The organism is Arthrobacter sp. NicSoilB11 (assembly GCF_019977375.1).
Lineage (GTDB): Bacteria > Actinomycetota > Actinomycetes > Actinomycetales > Micrococcaceae > Arthrobacter.
Genome location: NZ_AP024657.1, coordinates 2149238 through 2168966, shown reverse-complemented (window position 1 = coordinate 2168966; position 19729 = coordinate 2149238). Strand labels below are relative to the sequence as shown.

Genomic DNA, 19729 nt, shown 5'->3' with positions numbered 1-19729 from the left:
TCAGCGGGCCGCAGGCAGCACCGAGCGGTAGACCTCAAGGGTGGTCTCCGTGATGGACTCCCAGGAGAAGTGCTTTTCGGCGCGCTCCCGGCCTGCCTCTCCCATTGCGCGGGCCCGTGCGGGATCGGATACCACCTCGGTGAGGGCCTCAGCGAACTCCTTGACGAACTTTTCAGGATCCAGGGGCGTGCCGGTGCCGTCGGTCACCTGCTCCAGGTCCACCAGGAGTCCGGTCCGGCCGTGCTCAACCACCTCGGGGATACCGCCCGTGGCGCTGGCCACCACGGCTGCCCCGCAGGCCATGGCTTCGAGGTTGACGATGCCCAGCGGTTCATAGATGGACGGGCACGCGAAGGCGGTGGCATGGCTGAGCACCTGGATCAGCTCATGGCGCGGCAGCATCCGTTCGATCAGGACAACGCCTGTGCGCTGCTTCTGCAGCTCTTCGATGAGCGCTGCGGTTTCGGCTGCCAGTTCGGGGGTGTCGGCGGCGCCGAGGCACAGGACCAACTGAACATCGGCGGGAAGCTTCGCCGCCGCCCGCAGGAGGTAGGGGACGCCCTTCTGCCGTGTGTTTCTTCCCACAAAGACGACGCTTGGCTTGGCGGGGTCGATGCCCAGGGCGCGGACGGCGTCGTCGTTTTCATCACGCTGCCAAAGCTCCACGTCGATGCCGTTGTGGACCACGCGGACCTTTGTGGGATCCACGTTGGGGTAGCTGCGCAGGATGTCCTGGCGCATGCCCTCGGAGACGGCGATGATCGCCGCAGCCGCTTCATAGGCCGTCTTTTCCACCCAGGAGGACAGGGCGTAGCCGCCGCCGAGCTGCTCAGCCTTCCAGGGCCGCAGCGGCTCAAGGCTGTGCGCGCTGAGAACGTGCGGGATACCGTGCAGCAGGGAGGCCAGGTGCCCGGCCATGTTGGCGTACCAGGTGTGCGAATGGACCAGGTCCGCGCCTTGGACGTCGGGCACGATTCGCAGGTCCACGCCCAGGGTCTGCACCGCTGCGTTCGCCCCGCCCAGGTCCTCCGGGACCTGGTAGGACGTCACGGTCGCGCCATGGTAGTCGGCGTCGCGGGGAGCCCCAAAAGCACGAACCTGCAGGTCAACGTGCTTGCTAAGCACCCTGCTCAATTCGGCTACATGCACCCCGGCGCCACCGTAGATCTCCGGCGGGAACTCTTTAGTCACAATGTCTATTCGCACAAGACCCAAGGTAGTCCTTCACGCATAACTGTTCTAGTGTGAAGGAGTCCGGGCCTACCGGACTGTCTTGGGGAGTTACGAAGGCGTACAGGAGCGACCATCATGCCGTTAACGAAAAAAGTCCTGGCCATTGTCCTCGCAGGTGGCGAGGGAAACAGGCTGATGCCATTGACGGCAGACCGGGCAAAGCCCGCCGTGCCCTTCGCCGGCAGCTACCGCCTCATCGACTTCGCGCTGTCCAACTTGGTCAATTCCCGCTACCTCCAGATCGTGGTGCTGACGCAGTACAAGTCGCACAGCCTCGACCGGCACATCTCCGAGACGTGGCGGATGTCCACCCAGCTGGGCAACTACATCGCTTCGGTTCCCGCCCAGCAGCGCGTAGGCAAGAGCTGGTTCCTGGGCAGCGCCAACGCCATCTACCAGTCCCTGAACCTCATCCACGACGCCAACCCGGACATTGTTGTGGTGGTGGGCGCCGACCACGTGTACCGCATGGACTTCGCCCAGATGGTGGCACAGCACGTGAACAGCGGTGCCAAGGCAACGGTGGCGGCAGTGCGGCAGCCGCTGCACATGGCCGACCAGTTCGGCGTCATCGAAGTGGACCAGAACGATCCCCAGAAGATCGCCGCCTTCGTTGAGAAGCCGTCCTCCACGCCCGGCCTGGCTGCCGATCCTTCACAGTTCCTGGCCTCCATGGGCAACTACGTGTTCGACGCCGATGCCCTGGTGGCTGCGCTGCACGTGGACGCTGAGCGCCTGGACACCAAGCACGACATGGGCGGGGACATCATTCCCTACTTCGTCAACCGCGGCGAGGCCGGCGTTTACGACTTCACGCTCAACGACATCCCCGGCTCCACCGAACGCGACCGCACCTACTGGCGCGACGTTGGCACCATCGACTCCTTCTACGACGCCCACATGGACCTCATCTCCCCGCTGCCGGTGTTCAATCTCTACAACTCCGAATGGCCCATCTACACGCGGCAAAGCATTTCCCCGCCGGCCAAGTTCGTCCGCGGCAAGAACAACACCGTGGGCACGGCGCTGGATTCGATCGTCTCCAGCGGCGTGGTGATCTCCGGCGGCGTGGTGGAAGGCTCCGTGCTGTCCAACGACGTATACGTGGCCACCAGCGGCAGGGTCATCGACTCGGTACTGATGGACAAGGTCCAGGTGGGCGAAGGGGCAGTGATCAACCGGGCCATCCTGGACAAGAACGTCAAGGTGCCAGCTGGTGCCGCCATCGGACTGGATCCGGACCTTGACCGCGCCCGCGGCTTCAAAGTCACCGATTCCGGCATCACTGTCCTTGCCAAGGGCCAGGAAGTCCCTGAGCCGGGCGAAGAGGAACGCCGGCTCGCTGCACGGCACCTCAGCCAGCTGCCCAACGCCGTGAAGGCCGCCACGGACCAGTACCCGAACATGCGCGAGGCCGCGGACAAGGTGGCTGACACGCACGCCGCCGCGGCCGCGGAAGCCGCGCCCGGCGCCAGGGTTTCCTGACCCCGGGCCCTCCCCAAAGGCATCCTGCAGGCCGGGACACCGCTGATGGTGTCCCGGCCTGCGGCGTACGCTGTAAAATTTCCCCAATGAGCTCCCCCGATCTGACCCCTGAGGACATCCAGGCCTGCCTCAAGGTCCTGAACACCATCCACGCCTATGACGAGGAGCACCCGGACTACATCTCGGTACGCCGCGCTACCGGAAAGATGTTCAAGGCCGTCAAGCGCCACCGCAGGGTCACCAAGCGCGACTCGATCGCCGACGCCGACCGGGCCGTCATTGCCCAGACGGCCACCGCCGCACCGGACCGGATCGATGACGAGACCCGCGGCAACAAGCTGGCGCCCTCAGCCACCGGCAAGATTGCGGGCCACCTCATCCGGTCCCGCCCCTGCTACATCTGCAAGCAGCACTACACGCAGGTGGACGCCTTCTACCACCAGCTCTGCCCCGAATGCGCTGCCTTCAGCCACAGCAAGCGCGACGCCCGGACCGACCTGACCGGCCGCCGCGCCCTGCTGACCGGGGGCCGCGCCAAGATCGGGATGTACATCGCCCTCCGGCTGCTGCGCGACGGGGCGCACACCACCATCACCACCCGCTTCCCCAAGGATGCGGCCCGGCGCTTCGCCGCCATGGAAGACAGCGGCGAATGGCTGCACCGGCTCCGGATCGTGGGCATCGACCTGCGCGATCCTGCCCAGGTCATGGCACTGACCGACTCCCTCAACGAGGCCGGTCCACTGGACATCATCATCAACAACGCCGCCCAGACCGTGCGCCGCTCCGGCAACGCCTACAAGCCGCTGGTGGACGCCGAGGACGAGCCGCTGCCCGCGGCGCTTGAAGCGGCCAACGGCGGCCCCGAACTGCTGACCTTCGGCCATGCCCATGACAAGCACCCGCTGGCGCTTGCAGGCAGCGTCACCGAACATCCGGTCCTGGCCGGCGACGCCATCACATCACTGGCATTGTCCACCGGATCCGCGTCGCTGGAGCGGATCGCTTCGGGGACCGCCATCGACGCCGGCGGCCTGGTCCCGGACCTTGCCACCATCAACAGCTGGACCCAGGTGGTGGACGAAGTGGATCCCCTCGAGATGCTCGAGGTGCAGCTCTGCAACGTCACCGCGCCGTTCCTGTTGGTCAGCCGCCTGCGCGGGGCCATGAAGCGCTCCTCCGCACGGCGGAAGTACATCGTGAACGTCTCAGCCATGGAGGGCCAGTTCTCCCGCGCCTACAAGGGCCCGGGACATCCGCACACCAACATGGCCAAAGCCGCGCTGAACATGATGACCCGCACCAGCGCCCGGGAGATGCTGGACACCGACGGCATCCTGATGACCGCGGTGGACACCGGCTGGATCACGGACGAACGTCCCCACTTCACCAAGGTCCGGCTCATGGAGGAAGGCTTCCACGCACCCCTGGACCTGGTAGACGGCGCGGCCCGCGTTTACGATCCAATCGTCATGGGCGAAAAGGGCGAGGACCAGTACGGTGTCTTCCTGAAGGATTACAAGCCCAGCCCTTGGTGAAGGGCGTATGCTCACCGCATGAGCAACGAGTCATCTACCCAAGTGCAGAACCTCGAACACCATGAATGCTGGGCCCTGTTGCGTACCGTGTCCGTGGGCAGGCTGGCAGTACTGGTTGAGGGACGCCCGGACATCTTCCCGGTGAACTACACGGTGGACGGCGGCACGCTGGTCTTCCGGACCGGCCAGGGAACCAAACTCTCGGCGGCGACCGGCGACGATGCCGCAGTAGCCGTGGAGGCGGACGGTGTGGACGCCGACACGGGCCTGGCATGGAGCGTGGTGATCAAGGGCACCGCCGCCCTGGTCAAGAGCACCGAGGAGGTGCTGGAGACCTCCCGCCTGTACCTCTTCCCGTGGCAGTCGGGGCGGAAGGACGCATTCGTGCGCATCACCCCGGACTCGGTCACGGGCCGCCGCTTCAAGGTCACTGATCCGATGACATGGTGGACCCAGATCAGCAGCACCGCCAGGACGGCGCCGGAATAGAGCCGGCGGCCCGGGTTCCCCGGCGATGGAAGCCGGGGAACCTGACGTGGCTCAGGCGAGCTGCGTGATCTCCACGCTGACTTTCAAGGCGGACCCGCCGCCTCCGGACAGGATGCCCTTGAGCGGTGGCACGTCCCGGTAATCCCGTCCGCGGGCCACCGTGACGTGGAAGTCGCCGGCGGGTTTGTGGTTGGTGGGATCCCAGCTGCGCCAGTCACCGTCCCACCATTCCAGCCACGCGTGCGACTGCCCGGCCACGGTCTCGCCGATGCCGGCGCTGGACCGCGGGTGCAGGTAGCCGGACACATAGCGGGCCGGAATGCCGCAGCTTCGCAGGGCACCGATGGCCAGGTGCGCCAGGTCCTGGCACACGCCCTGGCGCTGGCCCCAGGCTTCCTCCGCATTGGTGGTGACGGCGGTGGAGCCGGACATGTACGTCATCTCCCCCCGCATCCAGGCAAAGACGGCCATGGCGGCCTCGTGCGGGTTTTTCCCGGCCACGACGTCCGGGATGATGCCCAGCACTTCGTCGCCCGGCCCGCTCAGCCGGGACTGCGGCAGCCAGTCGCTGAACGCGTCCAGCGTCTCCGGGGAGGCAAGGACGTCCCAGCCCACGATGTCCGCTTCAGCCGGGATCTTCTCGGCACGGTGGACTTCCACCGTGATGTTGGAGACCACCTCGAGGTTCTCGTGCGGCATCTGCATGTCGAACGCGGTCACCCTGGTCCCCCAGTAGTCGCGGTACGTGCTCACCGCAGCCTGGGACGGGGACACCTTCACCACGGACTCCAGGACCACCTGCTGCGAATCCGTCAGCGGCGTCATCCGGGCCTCGTTGTAGGACAGGGTCACCCGTTTGTTGTACTTGTAGGCCGTCCTGTGGACGATGCTCAACCGGGTCATGACACTTCTCCCACCCAGGCAAGTTCGTCCGCCTGATTGAAGTACTTACGGGAAATGGCATCCGAGGCCTGGGACACTGCCTTCTGTACACGCTCCATGTGCTCGGGCAGTTCGGACATGAGGTCATCCGTCCGGTGGAACTCAAGGAAGGTCCGGGCCTGCCCCACGATGCGGCGGGCGTCGTTGATGAAGCCCACCCGCTGCGCGGACGGGTCCAGCTTGGCCAGGCACTCGTCGGCGTCCCGCAGCGCGTAGACGATGGAGCGGGGGAACAGCCGGTCCAGCAGCAGGAACTCCGCGGCGTGCTGGTCCCCGAATGCCGCCCGGCGGGTGCGCAGGAAGGATTCATAGGCACCGGCGCAGCGCAGCATGTTGACCCAGGACATGCCGGCGGAGAGCACGTCGCGGGTGGACAGCATCCTGGCCGTCATGTCCGCGCGTTCCAGCGAACGGCCCAGGACCAGGAAGAGCCAGCTTTCGTCATGGCTCACTGTGGTGTCGGCAAGGCCGCTGACCATGGCGGTGCGCTCCAGGGTCCAGTTGCAGAAGCGGTAGGTGCCCACCACGTCCTTGCGGTGCTGGCTCAAGCCGTAATAGGTGGTGTTCAGGCTCTCCCAGAGGCCCGAGGACACGGTTTCGCGGGCACGGCGGGCATTCTCACGGGCAGCACCCAGGGAGCCGGCGATGGACGTGGCGCTGGTCTTGTCGTAGGCCAGGGCATGGAGCAGTTCCGGCAGGCCGAAGTCCTCGCTCTGCGGCCGGGCACCCATGACCGCCAGCAGTTCCTGGGCCACGCTCTTGCGCTCCTCCATGGGGAGGTGGTTCAGGCGTTCCAGGTGAACGTCAAGGATGCGGGCGGTTCCGTCCGCCCGTTCGACATAGCGGCCGATCCAAAACAGGGACTCGGCAATACGGCTAAGCATTCGCGGCTACCTCCAGCGTGCCCGGAACAGTGAAAGGGAAATGCCCGGCGGCGGCGCGGCTCACTGCTGCTGCTCCGACTGGCGGTCGCGCCAGTTGCTTTCCACCGGCCACACGGAGACCCGTTCACGGACCGTGACGGACTGCCGGGGCACGGTTTCCACCGGCATCTGGGGTGAATCGGCCAGGACCCAGGTGTCCTTGGATCCGCCGCCCTGGCTGGAGTTGACGATCAGGGACCCTTCCTTCAGTGCCACGCGGGTCAGGCCGCCCGGGAGCACCCAGACGTTGTCGCCGTCGTTCACGGCAAAGGGCCGCAGGTCCACGTGCCGCGGGCCGAATTTGTCCCCGCCCAGGGTGGGAACGGTGGAGAGCTGCAGTACCGGCTGGGCAATCCAGCCGCGGGGGTCCGCGATGATCCGCTGCCGGAGGGCGTCCAGTTCGTCCTTGGAGGCATCCGGACCGATGACCAGGCCCTTGCCGCCGGAACCGTCAACGGGCTTGACCACCAGCTCCGCGAGGTTGTCCAGGGTGTACTCCCTGGCCTCCTTTTCCTCCAGGCGGAAGGTGTCCACGTTGGCGATGATGGGTTCCTCGCTGAGGTAGTAGCGGATCAGGTCAGGCACGTAACTGTAAACCAGTTTGTCGTCGGCCACGCCATTGCCCACCGCGTTGGCGATGGTAACGCCGCCGGCGCGGGCGGCATTCACCAGTCCGGGGCAGCCGAGCATGGAATCGGAGCGGAACTGGAGCGGGTCAAGGAAGTCGTCGTCGATCCGCTTGTAGATGACATCCACGCGCTGTTCACCGGCCGTGGTGCGCATGTAGACGCGGTTTCCGCGGCAGATCAGGTCGCGGCCCTCCACCAGCTCAACGCCCATCAGGCCGGCCAGGAGGGTGTGTTCGAAGTAGGCGCTGTTGAACACCCCGGGCGTCAGGACGACGACGGTGGGATCGTCCACGCCCGCGGGTGCGGTCTTGCGCAGGGCGGAGAGCAGGCGGCGCGGGTATTCCTCGACGGGCCGGATGAGCTGCTGGCCGAAGGCCTCGGGCAGGCCCTTGGCCATGGCACGCCGGTTCTCCAGCACGTAGCTGACGCCGGAAGGGACGCGGACATTGTCCTCCAGGACCCGGAAAGTGCCCGCGGCATCGCGGACCACGTCGATGCCGGAGATGTGGACCCGGACCCCGCCTGCCGGCTCGAAGCCGTGGACCTGCCGGTGGAAGTGGGCGCTGGTGGTCACCAGCTGGCGCGGGATCACGCCATCGGACACCACGGTCATCTTGTCGTAGACGTCGTTCAGGAAAGCTTCCAGGGCGCGGACGCGCTGGGCAACGCCCTTTTCCAGCACGTCCCATTCGGCCGCCGGGATGACCCGGGGAACGATGTCCAGCGGAAAGGGCCGCTCCTCGCCCGCGTAGTCGAACGTCACCCCGCGGTCCAGGAAGGTGCGGGCCATGGAGTCGGCGCGTGCGCTGACGTCCGCCAGGGAGAGCTTCCGGAGCGCGTCCGCCACCTGCCCGTACGAGTCCCTGGCCTGCTGCCCCGGGGCGAACATCTCGTCGTAGGCTCCGGTGCGGCCTGCGGCCTCGGAATAATCCTGGAATAGGTCTGACATGTCCAATAGCCAACCATCTTTTTGTTTCGAATTCATTACTGCCATCCATTCTGGCGTGTTGGCGCCAATGGCCCGGTTCGTACTTTACGGGCACTGTCGGGCACAGTAGGTGAGTGCCAGTCAGCAGAAGCCTTCCAGCGCCGGGCCACGGCGGTTCCGGACCCGGGATTGCCCGGCTGGTTCCGGGTCTGCTGACCGCCGCTGCCGCCGTCGCGGCGGCGTTCCTGGTGCATGGGCTGCTGCCGGCCCTTCCTGCCATGACCCTGGCCGTGGTCCTCGGCGTGCTCGCCGCCAACCTGCCCGGTGCCGGCGGCTGGACGGCGGGCCGGGCCCGCCCGGGACTGGACTTCGCCGGCAAGCACCTGATGCGCGGTGGAATCGTACTCCTTGGACTGAAGGTCAGTGTCATGGACGTCCTGGGCCTGGGGTGGCTGGCACTGGTCCTGATCGTGGGCGTCGTGGCCGCCAGTTTCGGCGGGACGTACGCGATCTCGCGCCTGTTCCGCCTCCCGCCCGTGACGTCACTGCTGGTGGCCACCGGATTCTCCATCTGCGGTGCCTCCGCCATTGGCGCCATAGCCGCGGTCCGGCGCATCCGGCATGTGGAAACCGTCCTGCCCGTGGCCCTGGTCACCCTTTGCGGGACGCTGGCCATCGGCGTCCTGCCCCTCCTCGCCCAGCCCCTGGGACTCACGGCCACAGTCTTCGGGGCGTGGACCGGCGCGTCGGTCCACGACGTGGGCCAGGTGGTGGCCACGGCGCAAACCGCAGGTACCGCTGCCCTGGCGGTCGCCGTCGTCGTTAAGCTCACCCGCGTGCTGCTGCTGGCGCCCGTCGCCGCCCTGGCGGGTGCGCATCACCGCAACGGCGTGCGGGCCTTGGGCGCCGAGGGCGTGACAGCGGAAATGCCTCCGCTGGTGCCGCTGTTCGTGGTGGGCTTTGTTGCCATGGTGGGCCTGCGCTCCACGGGCTGGCTGTCCGGCGGCTGGCTGGACCTCGGGGCCACGCTGCAGGACATCCTGTTGGGTGCGGCCCTGTTTGGCCTTGGCTCTGCGGTGCGGATCCGCACCCTGCTCCACACGGGCGGGCAGGCACTCCTGGCGGCCCTCGCGTCCTGGCTCCTGATCGCCGTGTTGGGCCTGGGTGCCGCCTTCCTGATCGCCGGCTGAGCCAATGAATCAGCACCGTGATTAGATAGCCGGGTGTCACATGAGAATCTGCAGCGCCGTGAAGCCGCTGAACGTTCAGCTCTTGTCAGCACCACCAGTTACGACATCTCCCTGGATGTGCGGCAGGCAGCGGATCCGGCGGTCCCCGGGTACACCAGCCGCAGCGTCATCACCTTCACCGCAAATCCCGGTGCCACCACGTTCCTGGATTTCATCGGCAGCGACGTGCACAGCGTGTTCCTCAACGGCAAGGGGTTGCGGGTGGACGACGTGGTGGACGGCGCACGGATCCGGCTGGACAACCTGCGGGCCGAAAACCAGGTCACGGTCACCGGAACAGCGCTGTACAGCCGCTCCGGCGAAGGCATGCACCGGTTCGTGGACCCCGCGGACGGCCAGTGCTACCTGTACACGCAGTACGAGCCCGCCGATGCCCGCCGGGTCTTCGCGAACTTCGAACAGCCCGACCTGAAGGCAACCTTCATCTTCCATGTGATGGCCCCTGCCGGGTGGCACGTTGCCTCCAACGGCGCCGAGGCCAACCGCACCCTGCTGACCAGCGATCCGGCCACCGCGTGCTGGGACTTCGCCACCACCCTGCCCATGTCCACGTACATCACCACGGTCCTGGCCGGTCCGTATTTCAAGGCCGAGGACCGCTGGCAGGCCACGCTCGACGACGGCACCAGCCTGGACGTCCCGCTCGCCCTCTACTGCCGCGCGTCCATGGCGGACTCCTTCGACACCGCGCAGCTCTTCAGCCTGACCAAGAAGGGCCTCGACTTCTTCAACCGCCTCTTCGACTTTCCCTACCCCTGGGGCAAGTACGACCAGGCGTTCGTCCCCGAATACAACCTCGGCGCCATGGAGAACCCGGGGCTCGTCACCTTCACGGAGAGCTACGTGTTCACGTCGCGGGCCACGGACGCCCAGTACCAGGCGCGGGCTAACACGCTCATGCACGAGATGGCGCACATGTGGTTCGGCGACCTGGTGACCATGCAGTGGTGGGATGACCTGTGGCTGAAGGAATCCTTTGCCGACTACATGGGAACGCTCGGTGTTGACCGGGCCACGGACTGGGACACGGCCTGGGTCAACTTCGCCAACAAACGCAAGGCATGGGCCTACGTGCAGGACCAGCTCCCCACCACCCATCCCATCGTGGCGGACATCCCGGACCTTGAGGCTGCCAAACAGAACTTCGACGGGATCACCTACGCCAAGGGCGCCTCGGTCCTCAAGCAGCTGGTGGCCTACGTCGGCTTCGACGCCTTCATCGCCGGGTCGCGGGAGTACTTCCGGAAGCACGCCTACGGCAACACATCCCTGGCCGACCTCCTCGCGGCCCTGGCTGCCGCCTCGGGGCGGGACCTGTCCGAATGGGCCCGGCAGTGGCTGCAGACCTCCGGAATTTCCCGCTTGTCCCTGGACCTCGGATCCGCCGGCGGGAAGGACGACGACGGCGTGCCGGGCCGGGTGGCCATCGTCCAGGAAGCAGTGGACCCGGTGACGGGACGTGAGGAGCTGCGCCCCCACCGCCTCCGGGTGGGCTCCTACGATTTTGACCCCGACGGCGCACTGGTGCGGACCGGAAGCATCGAAACGGACGTGGCCGGCGCGCGGACCGGGCTCCCCCAGCTCGCCGGGCGGCCGCGGCCGGCACTCCTGCTGGTCAATGACGAGGACCTGACGTACGCCAAGGTGCGGCTTGATCCGGTGTCGGAAGCCACGGTCCGTGCATCCCTGGACCGGATCAAGGACCCCATGGCCCGCGCCCTCTGCTGGACTGCACTGTGGAATTCCGCCCGCGACGGCGAAAGCCCGGCGAGCCAATATGTTGAAGCCGTGGCCGCCTTCGGTCCGGCTGAGACGGGCATCGGGGTGCTGCTGAACATCCTGGACAATGCAACTACCGCCGTCGAACGCTTCACCCCGGCGGACGCCCGTGACAGTGTTCGTGCTTCCTTCCTGGCGGCAGCCATAGCGGAGCTGGACCGGGCGGTCCCGGGCTCCGACGCGCAGCTTGCCTGGGCGCGCACCCTTGCCACCCTCAGCCGGCACGATGCAGCAGCGCTCCCCCGGCTCCGCGGCCTGCTGGACGGCACGTTCCCCGTGGAGGGCCTGGCGGTGGACGCCGAGCTGCGCTGGCAGCTCTGGCATGCGCTGGCCGCCAACGGGCAGGCCAGCGCGGCCGGGCTCGACGCCGAGCTGGCGCGGGACACCACGGCCTCAGGCCGGGCCGGACACGCAACTGCCATGGCATCCCGCCCCGACCCGGAGGTCAAGGCAGCAGCCTGGCAGGCCGCGGTCCAGGGGAATGAGCTCTCCAACCAGCTCCTCACCGCCACCATCACCGGCTTCACCACCGCGCCGCCGGCCTTGTTGGAGCCGTACGTGGAGCCGTACTTCGACTGCCTGCGCACTGTCTGGGATGAGCGCAGCATCGAAATCGCCAGCCGGATTGTCCGCGGACTCTATCCCGCAGCGCAGGACCTGGCGGCGGGCACACGCCCCGAAGACCACCCGGTGGTCCGCCGGACGGACGACTGGCTGGCCGCCAACCCCGACGCACCGCACGCCCTGCGCAGGATCATCATCGAGCAGCGCAGCCACCTGCTGCGGGGACTCACCGCGCAGGCCGCCGGGTAATCTGAGCGCTAACCGCGGTGCCAATGGACCCGTCTTGCGCAGTGAAGGCCGGGGCCGGTGCGCACGGGCGGTCCCTGCGCATCGAACCCTAAGGCCAGGGCGCTGCCCGGTTACGGGACCCTATGGAGCCATTCCCTGGTGCCGAACTTGGCGGCCACCCGTTCCTCGGCGGCCGCCAGTTCGTGTCCCGCCAGCTCTGACGGCGTTGCCCCGTAACGCTCGCTGAAGACCGCCATCATCGCCTCGATGATCGCCGTGCGTGCCAGGCCCGTCTGGCGCCGCAGCGGGTCCACCCGCTTCTTGGCGCTGCGGGTGCCCTTGTCGGAGAGCTTCTCCTTGCCGATCCGCAGGACCTCCACCATTTTGTCGGCGTCGATGTCATAGCTCATGGTGACATGGTGGAGCATGCCGCCATTGGCCAGGCGCTTCTGTGCGGCGCCGCCGATTTTTCCCTGGTCCGTGGCAATGTCATTAAGCGGGATGTAGAAGGCGTTGATGCCAAGCCGTTCCAGTGCGGCCATGACCCACGCGTCCAGGAAGGGGTAGGAGTCGGCGAAGCTGAGCCCGTCCACCAGGGTCTGCGGCAGGTAGAGCGAATACGTGATGCAGTTGCCGGCCTCCATGAACATCGCTCCCCCGCCGCTGATCCGGCGGACCACGTTGATGCCATGCCTGGCGACGCCGTCGGGGTCCACCTCGTTCTGCACGGACTGGAAACTGCCGATGACCACGGACGGCTCCTGCCAGTCCCAGAACCGCAGCGTGGGCGTGCGAGCCCCCGCGCCGACGGCCTCGGTGAGCACCTCGTCCAGGGCAACGTTGATTTCGGTGGGAAGCACGGTAGGCGCAATGACGTTCCACTCGTGGTCTCCCCAGGAGGTTGCCTTGGCCAGGGCACGGCGGACGGTGACGGCAACGGCGTCCGCGGAGAAGCCGAACAGCACGGCTCCGGCCGGCAGTGCGGCCGTGACGGCGGCTGCGAGGTCCTTGGCGGGCGTGGTGTCCGGCAGGCCGGTCAGTGCGCGGTTAATGTCCTCCAGTGCCTCGTCCGGCTCCAGGAAAAAGTCCCCGCTGACGGAGACGCCGGACAAGGCACCGTCCACCACGGCCAGGTCAACCACCACGAGCTTGCCGCCCGGAACCTTGTACTCGCCGTGCAGGCGCTGGTTGCTGGCGGCATCATGGGCAGGAATATGCGGCTCGGTCATGCTTTCCATCCTGCCCCAGAAAACGGGTGCACGGTTAAAAGCGGAATGCCCGCGCCGTTGCCGGTGCGGGCATTCCATCAGACCTTGGGGAAGAAGTTTACTTCTTGCCGCCGAAGCCCTTGAAGCGAGCGTTGAAGCGCTCTACGCGGCCTGCAGAGTCCATGATGCGCTGCTTGCCCGTGTAGAACGGGTGGGACTCGGAAGAGATTTCGACGTCGATGACCGGGTAGGTGTTGCCGTCTTCCCACTCGATGGTCTTGTTGGAAGACACGGTGGAGCGGGTCAGGAACTTGGTGCCGGAGGCCAGGTCGTTGAAGACAACAGCTTCATACTTCGGGTGTGTATCAGACTTCATAATGGGACCTTTGTTCGCGCAGCTGGATTTTGCCAGCTGCCAGGTATGAATGGGATGGCTGGGATCTGTTGCATCAGCCGAAGCTGAAAAAGCAGGACAACCAGCTATCCATCATAGCGGATGCGGGAGGGGCTGACGAACCGGTTCACCTGCGGCTTCGCCTACCCCTACCGCGCCCGGAGCTCCCAGAACGCCACGGCCGAGGCGGCAGCAACATTGAGGGAATCCACACCGTTGCGCATGGGGATTTTGACGGCGAGGTCGACGGCGGCGAGGGTCTGGGGGCTCATGCCGGCGCCTTCGGTGCCAAGCACCAGGGCGAGCCTGTCCACGTTGCGCGAGGCGACGGCGTCGACGTCCTCCGCGTCCGGCGTCAGCTCCAGTGCGGCAACCGTGAAGCCGTGGTCCTTGAGCACCTGGAGGTCGCCCGGCCAGTCCTGCAGGCGCGCCCAGGGAACCTGGAACACCGTGCCCATGCTGACCCTGACGCTGCGCCGGTACAGCGGGTCCCCGCACCGGGGTGAGACCAGGACGGCGTCGATGTCCAGCGCCGCGGCAGAACGGAAGATGGCGCCCACATTGGTGTGGTCCACGATGTCCTCCAGCACGGCCACGCGCCGCGCTCCGGCCAGGAGATCCGGCAGCGGCACCGGCGCAGGGCGCTGCATGGCCGCCATGGCGCCGCGGTGCAGGTGGAAACCCGTGATTTCCTCCAGCAGGGCTGCCGAGCCAATGAAGGCCGGGACGTCGGGATATGCCTGGAAGACGTCGCCGAGGTCCGCCATCCACTTCTCCGCCAGGAAGAACGAGCGCGGCTGGTGGCCCGCAGCCAGCGCCCTGCGAAGGACCCTCGACGACTCGGCGATGTACATTCCCTCGGCGGGTTCGCGGAGCTTGCGGAGGTGTACGTCCGTCAGGGTGGTGTAGTCGCTGACCCGCGGGTCATCGGCAGAGTCGAGGTAGTGGAAGGTCACCGGGTGATTATTTCAGCAGGTTGGCGGTCATGACGGCCAGCGCCACGATGCCCAGGCTGAAGATCACCGCGCGGAGGACGCGCGGCGAAAGCTTCCGGCCTACCTTCGAGCCCAGCAGGCCGCCGATGGTGGAGCTGACCGCAATGAGCAGCACCACCAGCCAGTTGATCCGGTCGAAGGCGAACAGCAGGTAGGAGATGGCCGCCACCATGTTGACGCCGAGCACCAGGATGTTCTTCATGGCGTTGGCGTTCTGGATGGTGCCGGTGAGGAAGACACCAAGGATTCCGACCAGCAGGATTCCCTGGGCAGCCACGAAGTAGCCGCCGTACACGCCGGCAAGGTACACCAGCACTATGAGGAGGATCCCGTGGCGCTTGTCCCGGACGGCGTGCTCCGGGTTGGCCTCGCGGTTGCGCACCCAGTCCTGGAGCCGCGGCTGGAACACCACCATCAGCAGCGCCAGGACCAGGAGGACCGGCGCAACGTAGTGGAACACCTTCTCCGGCAGGTGCAGCAGCAGCCAGGCGCCGGAGACGCCGCCCAGGACCGATGCCGGCAGCAGGCGCAGCACCTGCCGTCCCCGGCCGGCCAGCTCGCGCCGGTACCCGAAGGCGCCGGCAGCGGTCCCCGCCACCAGGCCCATGGCATTGCTCATGGAGGCCACCACCGGGGCCACGCCCAGGGCGATGAGCACCGGGAAGGTGACCAGGGTGCCGGACCCGACCACCGCGTTGATGGTGCCCGCCCACAGGCCGGCGATGAACACAATGATGCTGCTGAAGAGTTCCAAGGTAGTTGGCGCAGGCCTGCTCTAGCGGCGGGCTGTGGCGGTGTAGCGCCCGGCGTTTTCGGTCACCGACAGCGGCAGGCCGAAAGTGGTGCTCAGGTGCTCTTCGGTCAGCACCTCGGTGATGGGACCGGCGGCCACCACGCCGCCGTCACGCAGCAGCATGGCGTGCGTGAAACCCGGAGGGACTTCCTCGAGGTGGTGCGTGACCAGGACCATGGCCGGCGCGGCCTCGTCGCTGGCGAGTTCGCCCAGCTTGTGGACCAGCTCTTCGCGGCCGCCCAGATCCAGGCCGGCGCCCGGCTCGTCCAGGAGGAGCAGTTCGGGGTCCGTCATGAGGGCCCGGGCGATCTGGACGCGCTTGCGCTCGCCTTCGGACAGGGTGGCGAAAGTCCTGTTGAGGAGCGGCCCCATGCCCCAGTCGTTCAGCAGACGGAACGCGCGGCGTTCGTCGTCGCGCTCGTAGCCTTCGCGCCAGCGGCCGGTGACGCCGTAGGCCGCGGTGACCACCACGTTCAGGACGTTCTCCTGTTCGGGGATCTGGGTGGCGAGGGCTGCGGACGAGAGGCCGATGCGCGGGCGGAGTTCGAAGACGTCGACGCGGCCCAGGACTTCGTCGAGGATGCCTGCGGTGCCGCTGCTCGGGTGGAGCCGGGCCGCCGCGATCTGGAGGAGGGTGGTTTTGCCGGCGCCGTTGGGGCCCAGGATGACCCACCGTTCGCCTTCATTGACCTGCCAGTCAACCTTGTCCAGCAGGGTTTTCTTACCTCGGACAACGCTGACGGAGTCCAGTTCCAGAACATCACTCATAGGAGTAGACACTAGGACAAAAAACAAGATGACTGATAACCGGTGTGAAGGCCCCCTAAGTGGCAGTCTCCGGCTGGCGCCGGCTTTGCCCTCAACCGCCGTCCTGGGCTCCGGCCGCCGGCACAGTTCCGGAACGCAGCCTGCCGCCCAAGTACTGCCCTGCCCTGTAATACCAGTAGGGCCAGGCCAGCCACGCTGCGCCCGCCGCCGCTGCCCCGGCCGCCATCAGTGCCTTCCGCAGCCACGCCGGCCGCTCCACGGAGAAGCCTGCTGCAGCCAAGGCAAATCCAAACAGCATTCCACCGCCGATGGCGCGCCCCAATCCGGACAGGCTGCGCGGATAGTCCTCCACCCTGCGCAGCCGGGCGTGGATGGCCAGGAACCACGCGCCCTGCAGGGTGATGGACGCGACGGAAACAGCGGTGGAAGTGTTGAAATCAAGCAATCTCAGGACAAGCAGTGCGGAACTGGCAGCACCTGCAGCGCAGGCTGAAACCGTGAGCCAGGTCATTGGCTCCGTCCACACCGCACGGGGCGCCCTTCGGTGGACTTGAAGGATGACCGGAATGGCCAGCACGTTGAACGCAGCGCCGGTGGCGTCGTTGATGGTGCCGAATACGTAAGGGCCGCCCCGGGGGACCTCGACGGCGTACATAGCCCCCAGGGTCACCGCGCCCAGGGCCCCGGCGGCTGCCGCGGCGTAGGCGCACACTGCTGCGGTCCTGTCGCCGGGAATCGTGGTTGGCTGGTCCATCTGTGTCTCCTGGTGTCAGGACGCGTCCGTCGGAAACCCAGCCACGATTATGGTAGGCCCGGCAGCAGTGCCGGCGCTATCCGCCTGTCCGCAACGAATTCCGGTCGTCCGGTCGGCGCTGGCTAAGATTGCAGGCATGACTTCGAACGTGACTGCGGTCAGCTATGGCCGCAATGTGACCTCCACCGGGCTGGAGCAGCTGCGTTCCGTCCTTGCATCGCACGGCGCCCAGGTGCTGTCCGAATCGTCTCCGGCGGACGACCGGTACCAGGTCCGCATCCTCGAACTGGCCCTTCCGGACGTGACCGCGGCGGCGCTCGCCGCCCTGCGCCGGTCCGTGGCGGACGCCGCGACCGGAGATTTCGACACGGCGCTTGTTCCAGCCGGTCTTCGGGCCGCTGCCCGGAAGCTGCTGATCATGGATGTGGATTCCACCCTGATCCAGCAGGAGGTCATCGAACTCCTGGCCGCCTACGCCGGCAAACGCGAGGAAGTCGCGGCTGTCACGGAAGCTGCCATGCGCGGCGAACTGGACTTCGCCCAGAGCCTGCACGCCCGGGTGGCGGTGCTCGCGGGGCTGCCGGCCGACGTCGTCCATTCCGTGCGCCACGAAGTGAAGCTCAGCGAAGGCGCCGGGGAGTTGGTGGCGGCGTTCAAGGCGGCCGGCCACGTTGTGGCCGTGGTCTCCGGCGGGTTCAACCAGATCCTTGAGCCAATTGCCGCCGACCTGGGCCTGGACTACTGGCAGGCCAATGAACTTGAAATCGTTGACGGCGTGCTGACCGGCAGGGTGCTGGGCGCGGTGGTGGACAGGGCCGCCAAGGAGAAGTACCTACGGGAGTGGGCCGCGGCGGAGGACATCGCCCTGGAGCACACCGTGGCTGTAGGCGACGGCGCCAACGACCTGGACATGCTCGGCGCTGCGGGGATCGGGGTGGCGTTCAACGCCAAGCCTGCCGTGCGCGCCGTGGCCGACGCAGCCCTGAACATGCCGTACCTGGACGCCGTCCGCCACGTGGCCGGCGTCTGACCCTGCTGGCGCCCTAAATGGCTGTGGCTCCCGCCGCCGGATTGCCCGGCAGCGGGAGCCACGTTCCTGGTACCTAGCTGGAAGGCTGCTGGGCGCCCTTGCCGAAGTAGTCGGCTCCGCCGGCGTACTCGGTGTGGCCGGATTCGACGTCGGCCGTTGCCATGCCGGCCACCACCTGGGCGAACTCCTCCACGGAATACAGTTTCCCGGCTTCCGCGCGGCGGGCCTCAATGGCGCCCGGGGTGGAGCGGTCCAGGAGCGTGGCGGTGACGGTGCCTTCGATCATGTCGCCGGACACCACCACCAGGGAGATGCCCTTCTCCGCCAGGTTGGGGATCAGGCCGCGCAGGGCATCCTCGCCGGCGCGCTTGCTGCGGGCCACGGGCTCATAGGCCGGCATGGTGGGGACGGTGTTGATGAAGTGGGCCTGGTGGCTGGTGACGAACACCACGCGGGAACCTTCCTTCATCAGGGGCACTGCGGCGTTGAGCATGTTCACCTGGGCGTCGCGGTTGAGCTTCAGGGCGTAGTCCTCCCCCATGCCGGTTTCCATGCCGCCGGAGGCGTTCAGCACCAGGATGTCCAGCGATCCGAAGTTCTCCATGGCGGCACTGGCGAGGGCCTGCACGCCCTCCTGCGTGGTGAGGTCGGCGCCGACGGCGACAGCGCGTCCGCCGGCGGCTTCAATTCCCTGCACCACCTTGTTGGCGCGGGGCGCCTTCTGGCGGTAGTTGACCACGACGGCGGCCCCCTCCGAGGCGAGGATCTTTGCTACGTCGGCGCCGATGCCCCGCGATGATCCCGTGACGATGGCCGTCTTGTTGTCCAGCAGTCCCATTCGAGCTTCCTTTGTTCAAAACATCTAAATCGTTGTGGTCTGCAGTCCATCATGCCAGCGGCTGTTGCCGATATCCCTTGTGCGGCTCCGACAAATAAGCGCCGCCCGGCTAGTTTCCTGCAGGGGCAAGGTCCGGACGAGTCAGTGGCCCATGCCCAGGCCGCCGTCCACGGGGATGACCGCGCCGGAGATGTAGGCGGCCTCGTCGCTGGCGATCCACCGGACCACGTTGGCCACCTCGGACGCTTCGGCAAAGCGCCCGGCGGGGATGCTGGCCAGGTAGTCCTTCTGGGTGGCTTCGGGGAGCTCGGCGGTCATGTCGGTGTTGATGAAGCCGGGAGCGACCACGTTGGCCGTGATGCCGCGGGAGCCGAGTTCGCGGGTGAGGGACCGGGCGATGCCCACCAGGCCGGCTTTGGAGGCGGAGTAGTTGATCTGGCCCGGGGCGCCGTAGAGACCGGAGACGGACGAGATCAGGACCACGCGGCCCTTGCGAAGCCGGATCATGCCCTTGGAGGCACGCTTGATGACACGGAAGGCGCCGGTCAGGTTGGTGTCGATGACGGAGGTGAAGTCGTCCTCGCTCATGCGCAGGAGCAGGGTGTCCTTGGTGATCCCGGCGTTGGCCACCAGCACTTCCACCGGGCCGTGGGCAGCCTCCACTTCTTTGAACGCTGCGTCAACGGAAGCCTCATCGGTGACGTCCGCCTTGACCCCGAGGATGCCGTCAGGCAGCTGGGTTTCGCTGCGGTAGGTCACCGCCACCTTGTCACCGTTGGCCAGGAACGCCTGGGCGATGGCCAAGCCGATGCCGCGGTTGCCGCCTGTGATCAGGACGCTGCGGGGCGCGGAAGCTGTTTCAGTCATAGAGGGGCTCCGGATTCTGCGGCAGGCTGCGCCGCGGTAGCGGGTGTGGTTTGGGCTGCCTCCGATCTTAGCGGCAGGCCCGCTGCGGGTTTGG

General features: G+C 67.0%; 18 protein-coding genes. 6 read left to right on the top strand and 12 right to left on the bottom strand.

Annotated features, from left to right (window positions below; translation table 11 throughout):
- On the bottom strand, positions 1 to 1206 hold the full coding sequence (gene glgA / locus LDO14_RS09985; protein WP_043425351.1) for a glycogen synthase: 1206 nt from the start codon (positions 1204 to 1206) through the stop codon (positions 1 to 3).
- Positions 1207 to 1308: 102 nt separating this feature from the next.
- Between glgA and glgC the strand changes: the two genes are divergently transcribed.
- The 3 genes from glgC to LDO14_RS09970 all read left to right on the top strand — a co-directional run bounded on the left by glgC (position 1309) and on the right by LDO14_RS09970 (position 4745).
- A complete protein-coding gene (gene glgC / locus LDO14_RS09980) occupies positions 1309 to 2718 on the top strand; it encodes a glucose-1-phosphate adenylyltransferase (RefSeq protein WP_018771150.1) in 1410 nt (469 codons plus the stop codon).
- 86 nt (positions 2719 to 2804) lie between these two features.
- Complete coding sequence (locus LDO14_RS09975) at positions 2805 to 4256, top strand: SDR family NAD(P)-dependent oxidoreductase (protein ID WP_223995087.1); 1452 nt, start codon at positions 2805 to 2807, stop codon at positions 4254 to 4256.
- Positions 4257 to 4274: 18 nt separating this feature from the next.
- The gene (locus LDO14_RS09970) at positions 4275 to 4745 is read left to right on the top strand and encodes a pyridoxamine 5'-phosphate oxidase family protein (protein ID WP_026266057.1); all 471 of its coding nucleotides are present in this window, start codon (positions 4275 to 4277) and stop codon (positions 4743 to 4745) included.
- A 51-nt stretch (positions 4746 to 4796) separates the two neighbouring features.
- Here the strand turns inward: LDO14_RS09970 and LDO14_RS09965 are convergent, their stop codons facing one another.
- Genes LDO14_RS09965 through LDO14_RS09955 form a run of 3 tightly spaced genes read right to left on the bottom strand, consistent with a single transcriptional unit; the run spans position 4797 to position 8188 of the window.
- The gene (locus tag LDO14_RS09965) at positions 4797 to 5648 is read right to left on the bottom strand and encodes a transglutaminase family protein (protein WP_018771153.1); all 852 of its coding nucleotides are present in this window, start codon (positions 5646 to 5648) and stop codon (positions 4797 to 4799) included.
- Positions 5645 to 6571 carry an alpha-E domain-containing protein gene (locus LDO14_RS09960; protein ID WP_013600945.1) on the bottom strand — a complete coding sequence of 309 codons (927 nt, stop codon included), beginning with the start codon at positions 6569 to 6571 and terminating at the stop codon, positions 5645 to 5647. The genes LDO14_RS09965 and LDO14_RS09960 overlap by 4 nt, the downstream gene beginning before the upstream one ends.
- Before the next feature lie 60 nt (positions 6572 to 6631).
- Complete coding sequence (locus LDO14_RS09955) at positions 6632 to 8188, bottom strand: circularly permuted type 2 ATP-grasp protein (RefSeq protein ID WP_056390300.1); 1557 nt, start codon at positions 8186 to 8188, stop codon at positions 6632 to 6634.
- A gap of 113 nt (positions 8189 to 8301) precedes the next feature.
- Between LDO14_RS09955 and LDO14_RS09950 the strand changes: the two genes are divergently transcribed.
- Both LDO14_RS09950 and pepN read left to right on the top strand, forming a co-directional pair.
- Positions 8302 to 9357, top strand: a complete 1056-nt coding sequence (locus LDO14_RS09950; RefSeq protein WP_223995085.1) for a putative sulfate exporter family transporter — start codon at positions 8302 to 8304, stop codon at positions 9355 to 9357.
- 33 nt (positions 9358 to 9390) lie between these two features.
- Positions 9391 to 12009: an aminopeptidase N gene (gene pepN, locus LDO14_RS09945; RefSeq protein WP_223995083.1), complete on the top strand. Its 2619-nt coding sequence runs from the start codon at positions 9391 to 9393 to the stop codon at positions 12007 to 12009.
- A gap of 110 nt (positions 12010 to 12119) precedes the next feature.
- Here pepN and LDO14_RS09940 read toward each other — a convergent pair whose 3' ends face one another.
- From LDO14_RS09940 to LDO14_RS09915, 6 genes are all read right to left on the bottom strand, one after another.
- Positions 12120 to 13217, bottom strand: coding sequence for a biotin/lipoate A/B protein ligase family protein (locus tag LDO14_RS09940; RefSeq protein WP_018771157.1), 1098 nt, complete (start codon positions 13215 to 13217; stop codon positions 12120 to 12122).
- Positions 13218 to 13314: 97 nt separating this feature from the next.
- The gene (locus LDO14_RS09935) at positions 13315 to 13572 is read right to left on the bottom strand and encodes a type B 50S ribosomal protein L31 (RefSeq protein WP_018771158.1); all 258 of its coding nucleotides are present in this window, start codon (positions 13570 to 13572) and stop codon (positions 13315 to 13317) included.
- Between the two features lie 167 nt (positions 13573 to 13739).
- Positions 13740 to 14546, bottom strand: coding sequence for an RNA methyltransferase (locus tag LDO14_RS09930; RefSeq protein ID WP_223995081.1), 807 nt, complete (start codon positions 14544 to 14546; stop codon positions 13740 to 13742).
- 7 nt (positions 14547 to 14553) lie between these two features.
- Complete coding sequence (locus LDO14_RS09925) at positions 14554 to 15339, bottom strand: sulfite exporter TauE/SafE family protein (RefSeq protein WP_056390288.1); 786 nt, start codon at positions 15337 to 15339, stop codon at positions 14554 to 14556.
- A gap of 21 nt (positions 15340 to 15360) precedes the next feature.
- The gene (locus LDO14_RS09920; RefSeq protein ID WP_018771161.1) at positions 15361 to 16146 is read right to left on the bottom strand and encodes an ABC transporter ATP-binding protein; all 786 of its coding nucleotides are present in this window, start codon (positions 16144 to 16146) and stop codon (positions 15361 to 15363) included.
- 91 nt (positions 16147 to 16237) lie between these two features.
- Positions 16238 to 16900, bottom strand: coding sequence for a hypothetical protein (locus tag LDO14_RS09915; RefSeq protein ID WP_134164752.1), 663 nt, complete (start codon positions 16898 to 16900; stop codon positions 16238 to 16240).
- Positions 16901 to 17036: 136 nt separating this feature from the next.
- Here LDO14_RS09915 and serB point away from each other — a divergent pair, with 136 nt between their 5' ends.
- Complete coding sequence (serB, locus tag LDO14_RS09910; RefSeq protein WP_134164753.1) at positions 17037 to 17930, top strand: phosphoserine phosphatase SerB; 894 nt, start codon at positions 17037 to 17039, stop codon at positions 17928 to 17930.
- A gap of 73 nt (positions 17931 to 18003) precedes the next feature.
- Here serB and LDO14_RS09905 read toward each other — a convergent pair whose 3' ends face one another.
- Together LDO14_RS09905 and LDO14_RS09900 are read right to left on the bottom strand one after the other, a co-directional pair.
- The gene (locus LDO14_RS09905; RefSeq protein WP_018771164.1) at positions 18004 to 18768 is read right to left on the bottom strand and encodes an SDR family oxidoreductase; all 765 of its coding nucleotides are present in this window, start codon (positions 18766 to 18768) and stop codon (positions 18004 to 18006) included.
- 141 nt (positions 18769 to 18909) lie between these two features.
- On the bottom strand, positions 18910 to 19635 hold the full coding sequence (locus LDO14_RS09900) for a beta-ketoacyl-ACP reductase (protein WP_018771165.1): 726 nt from the start codon (positions 19633 to 19635) through the stop codon (positions 18910 to 18912).
- Between the last annotated feature and the right edge of the window lie 94 nt (positions 19636 to 19729).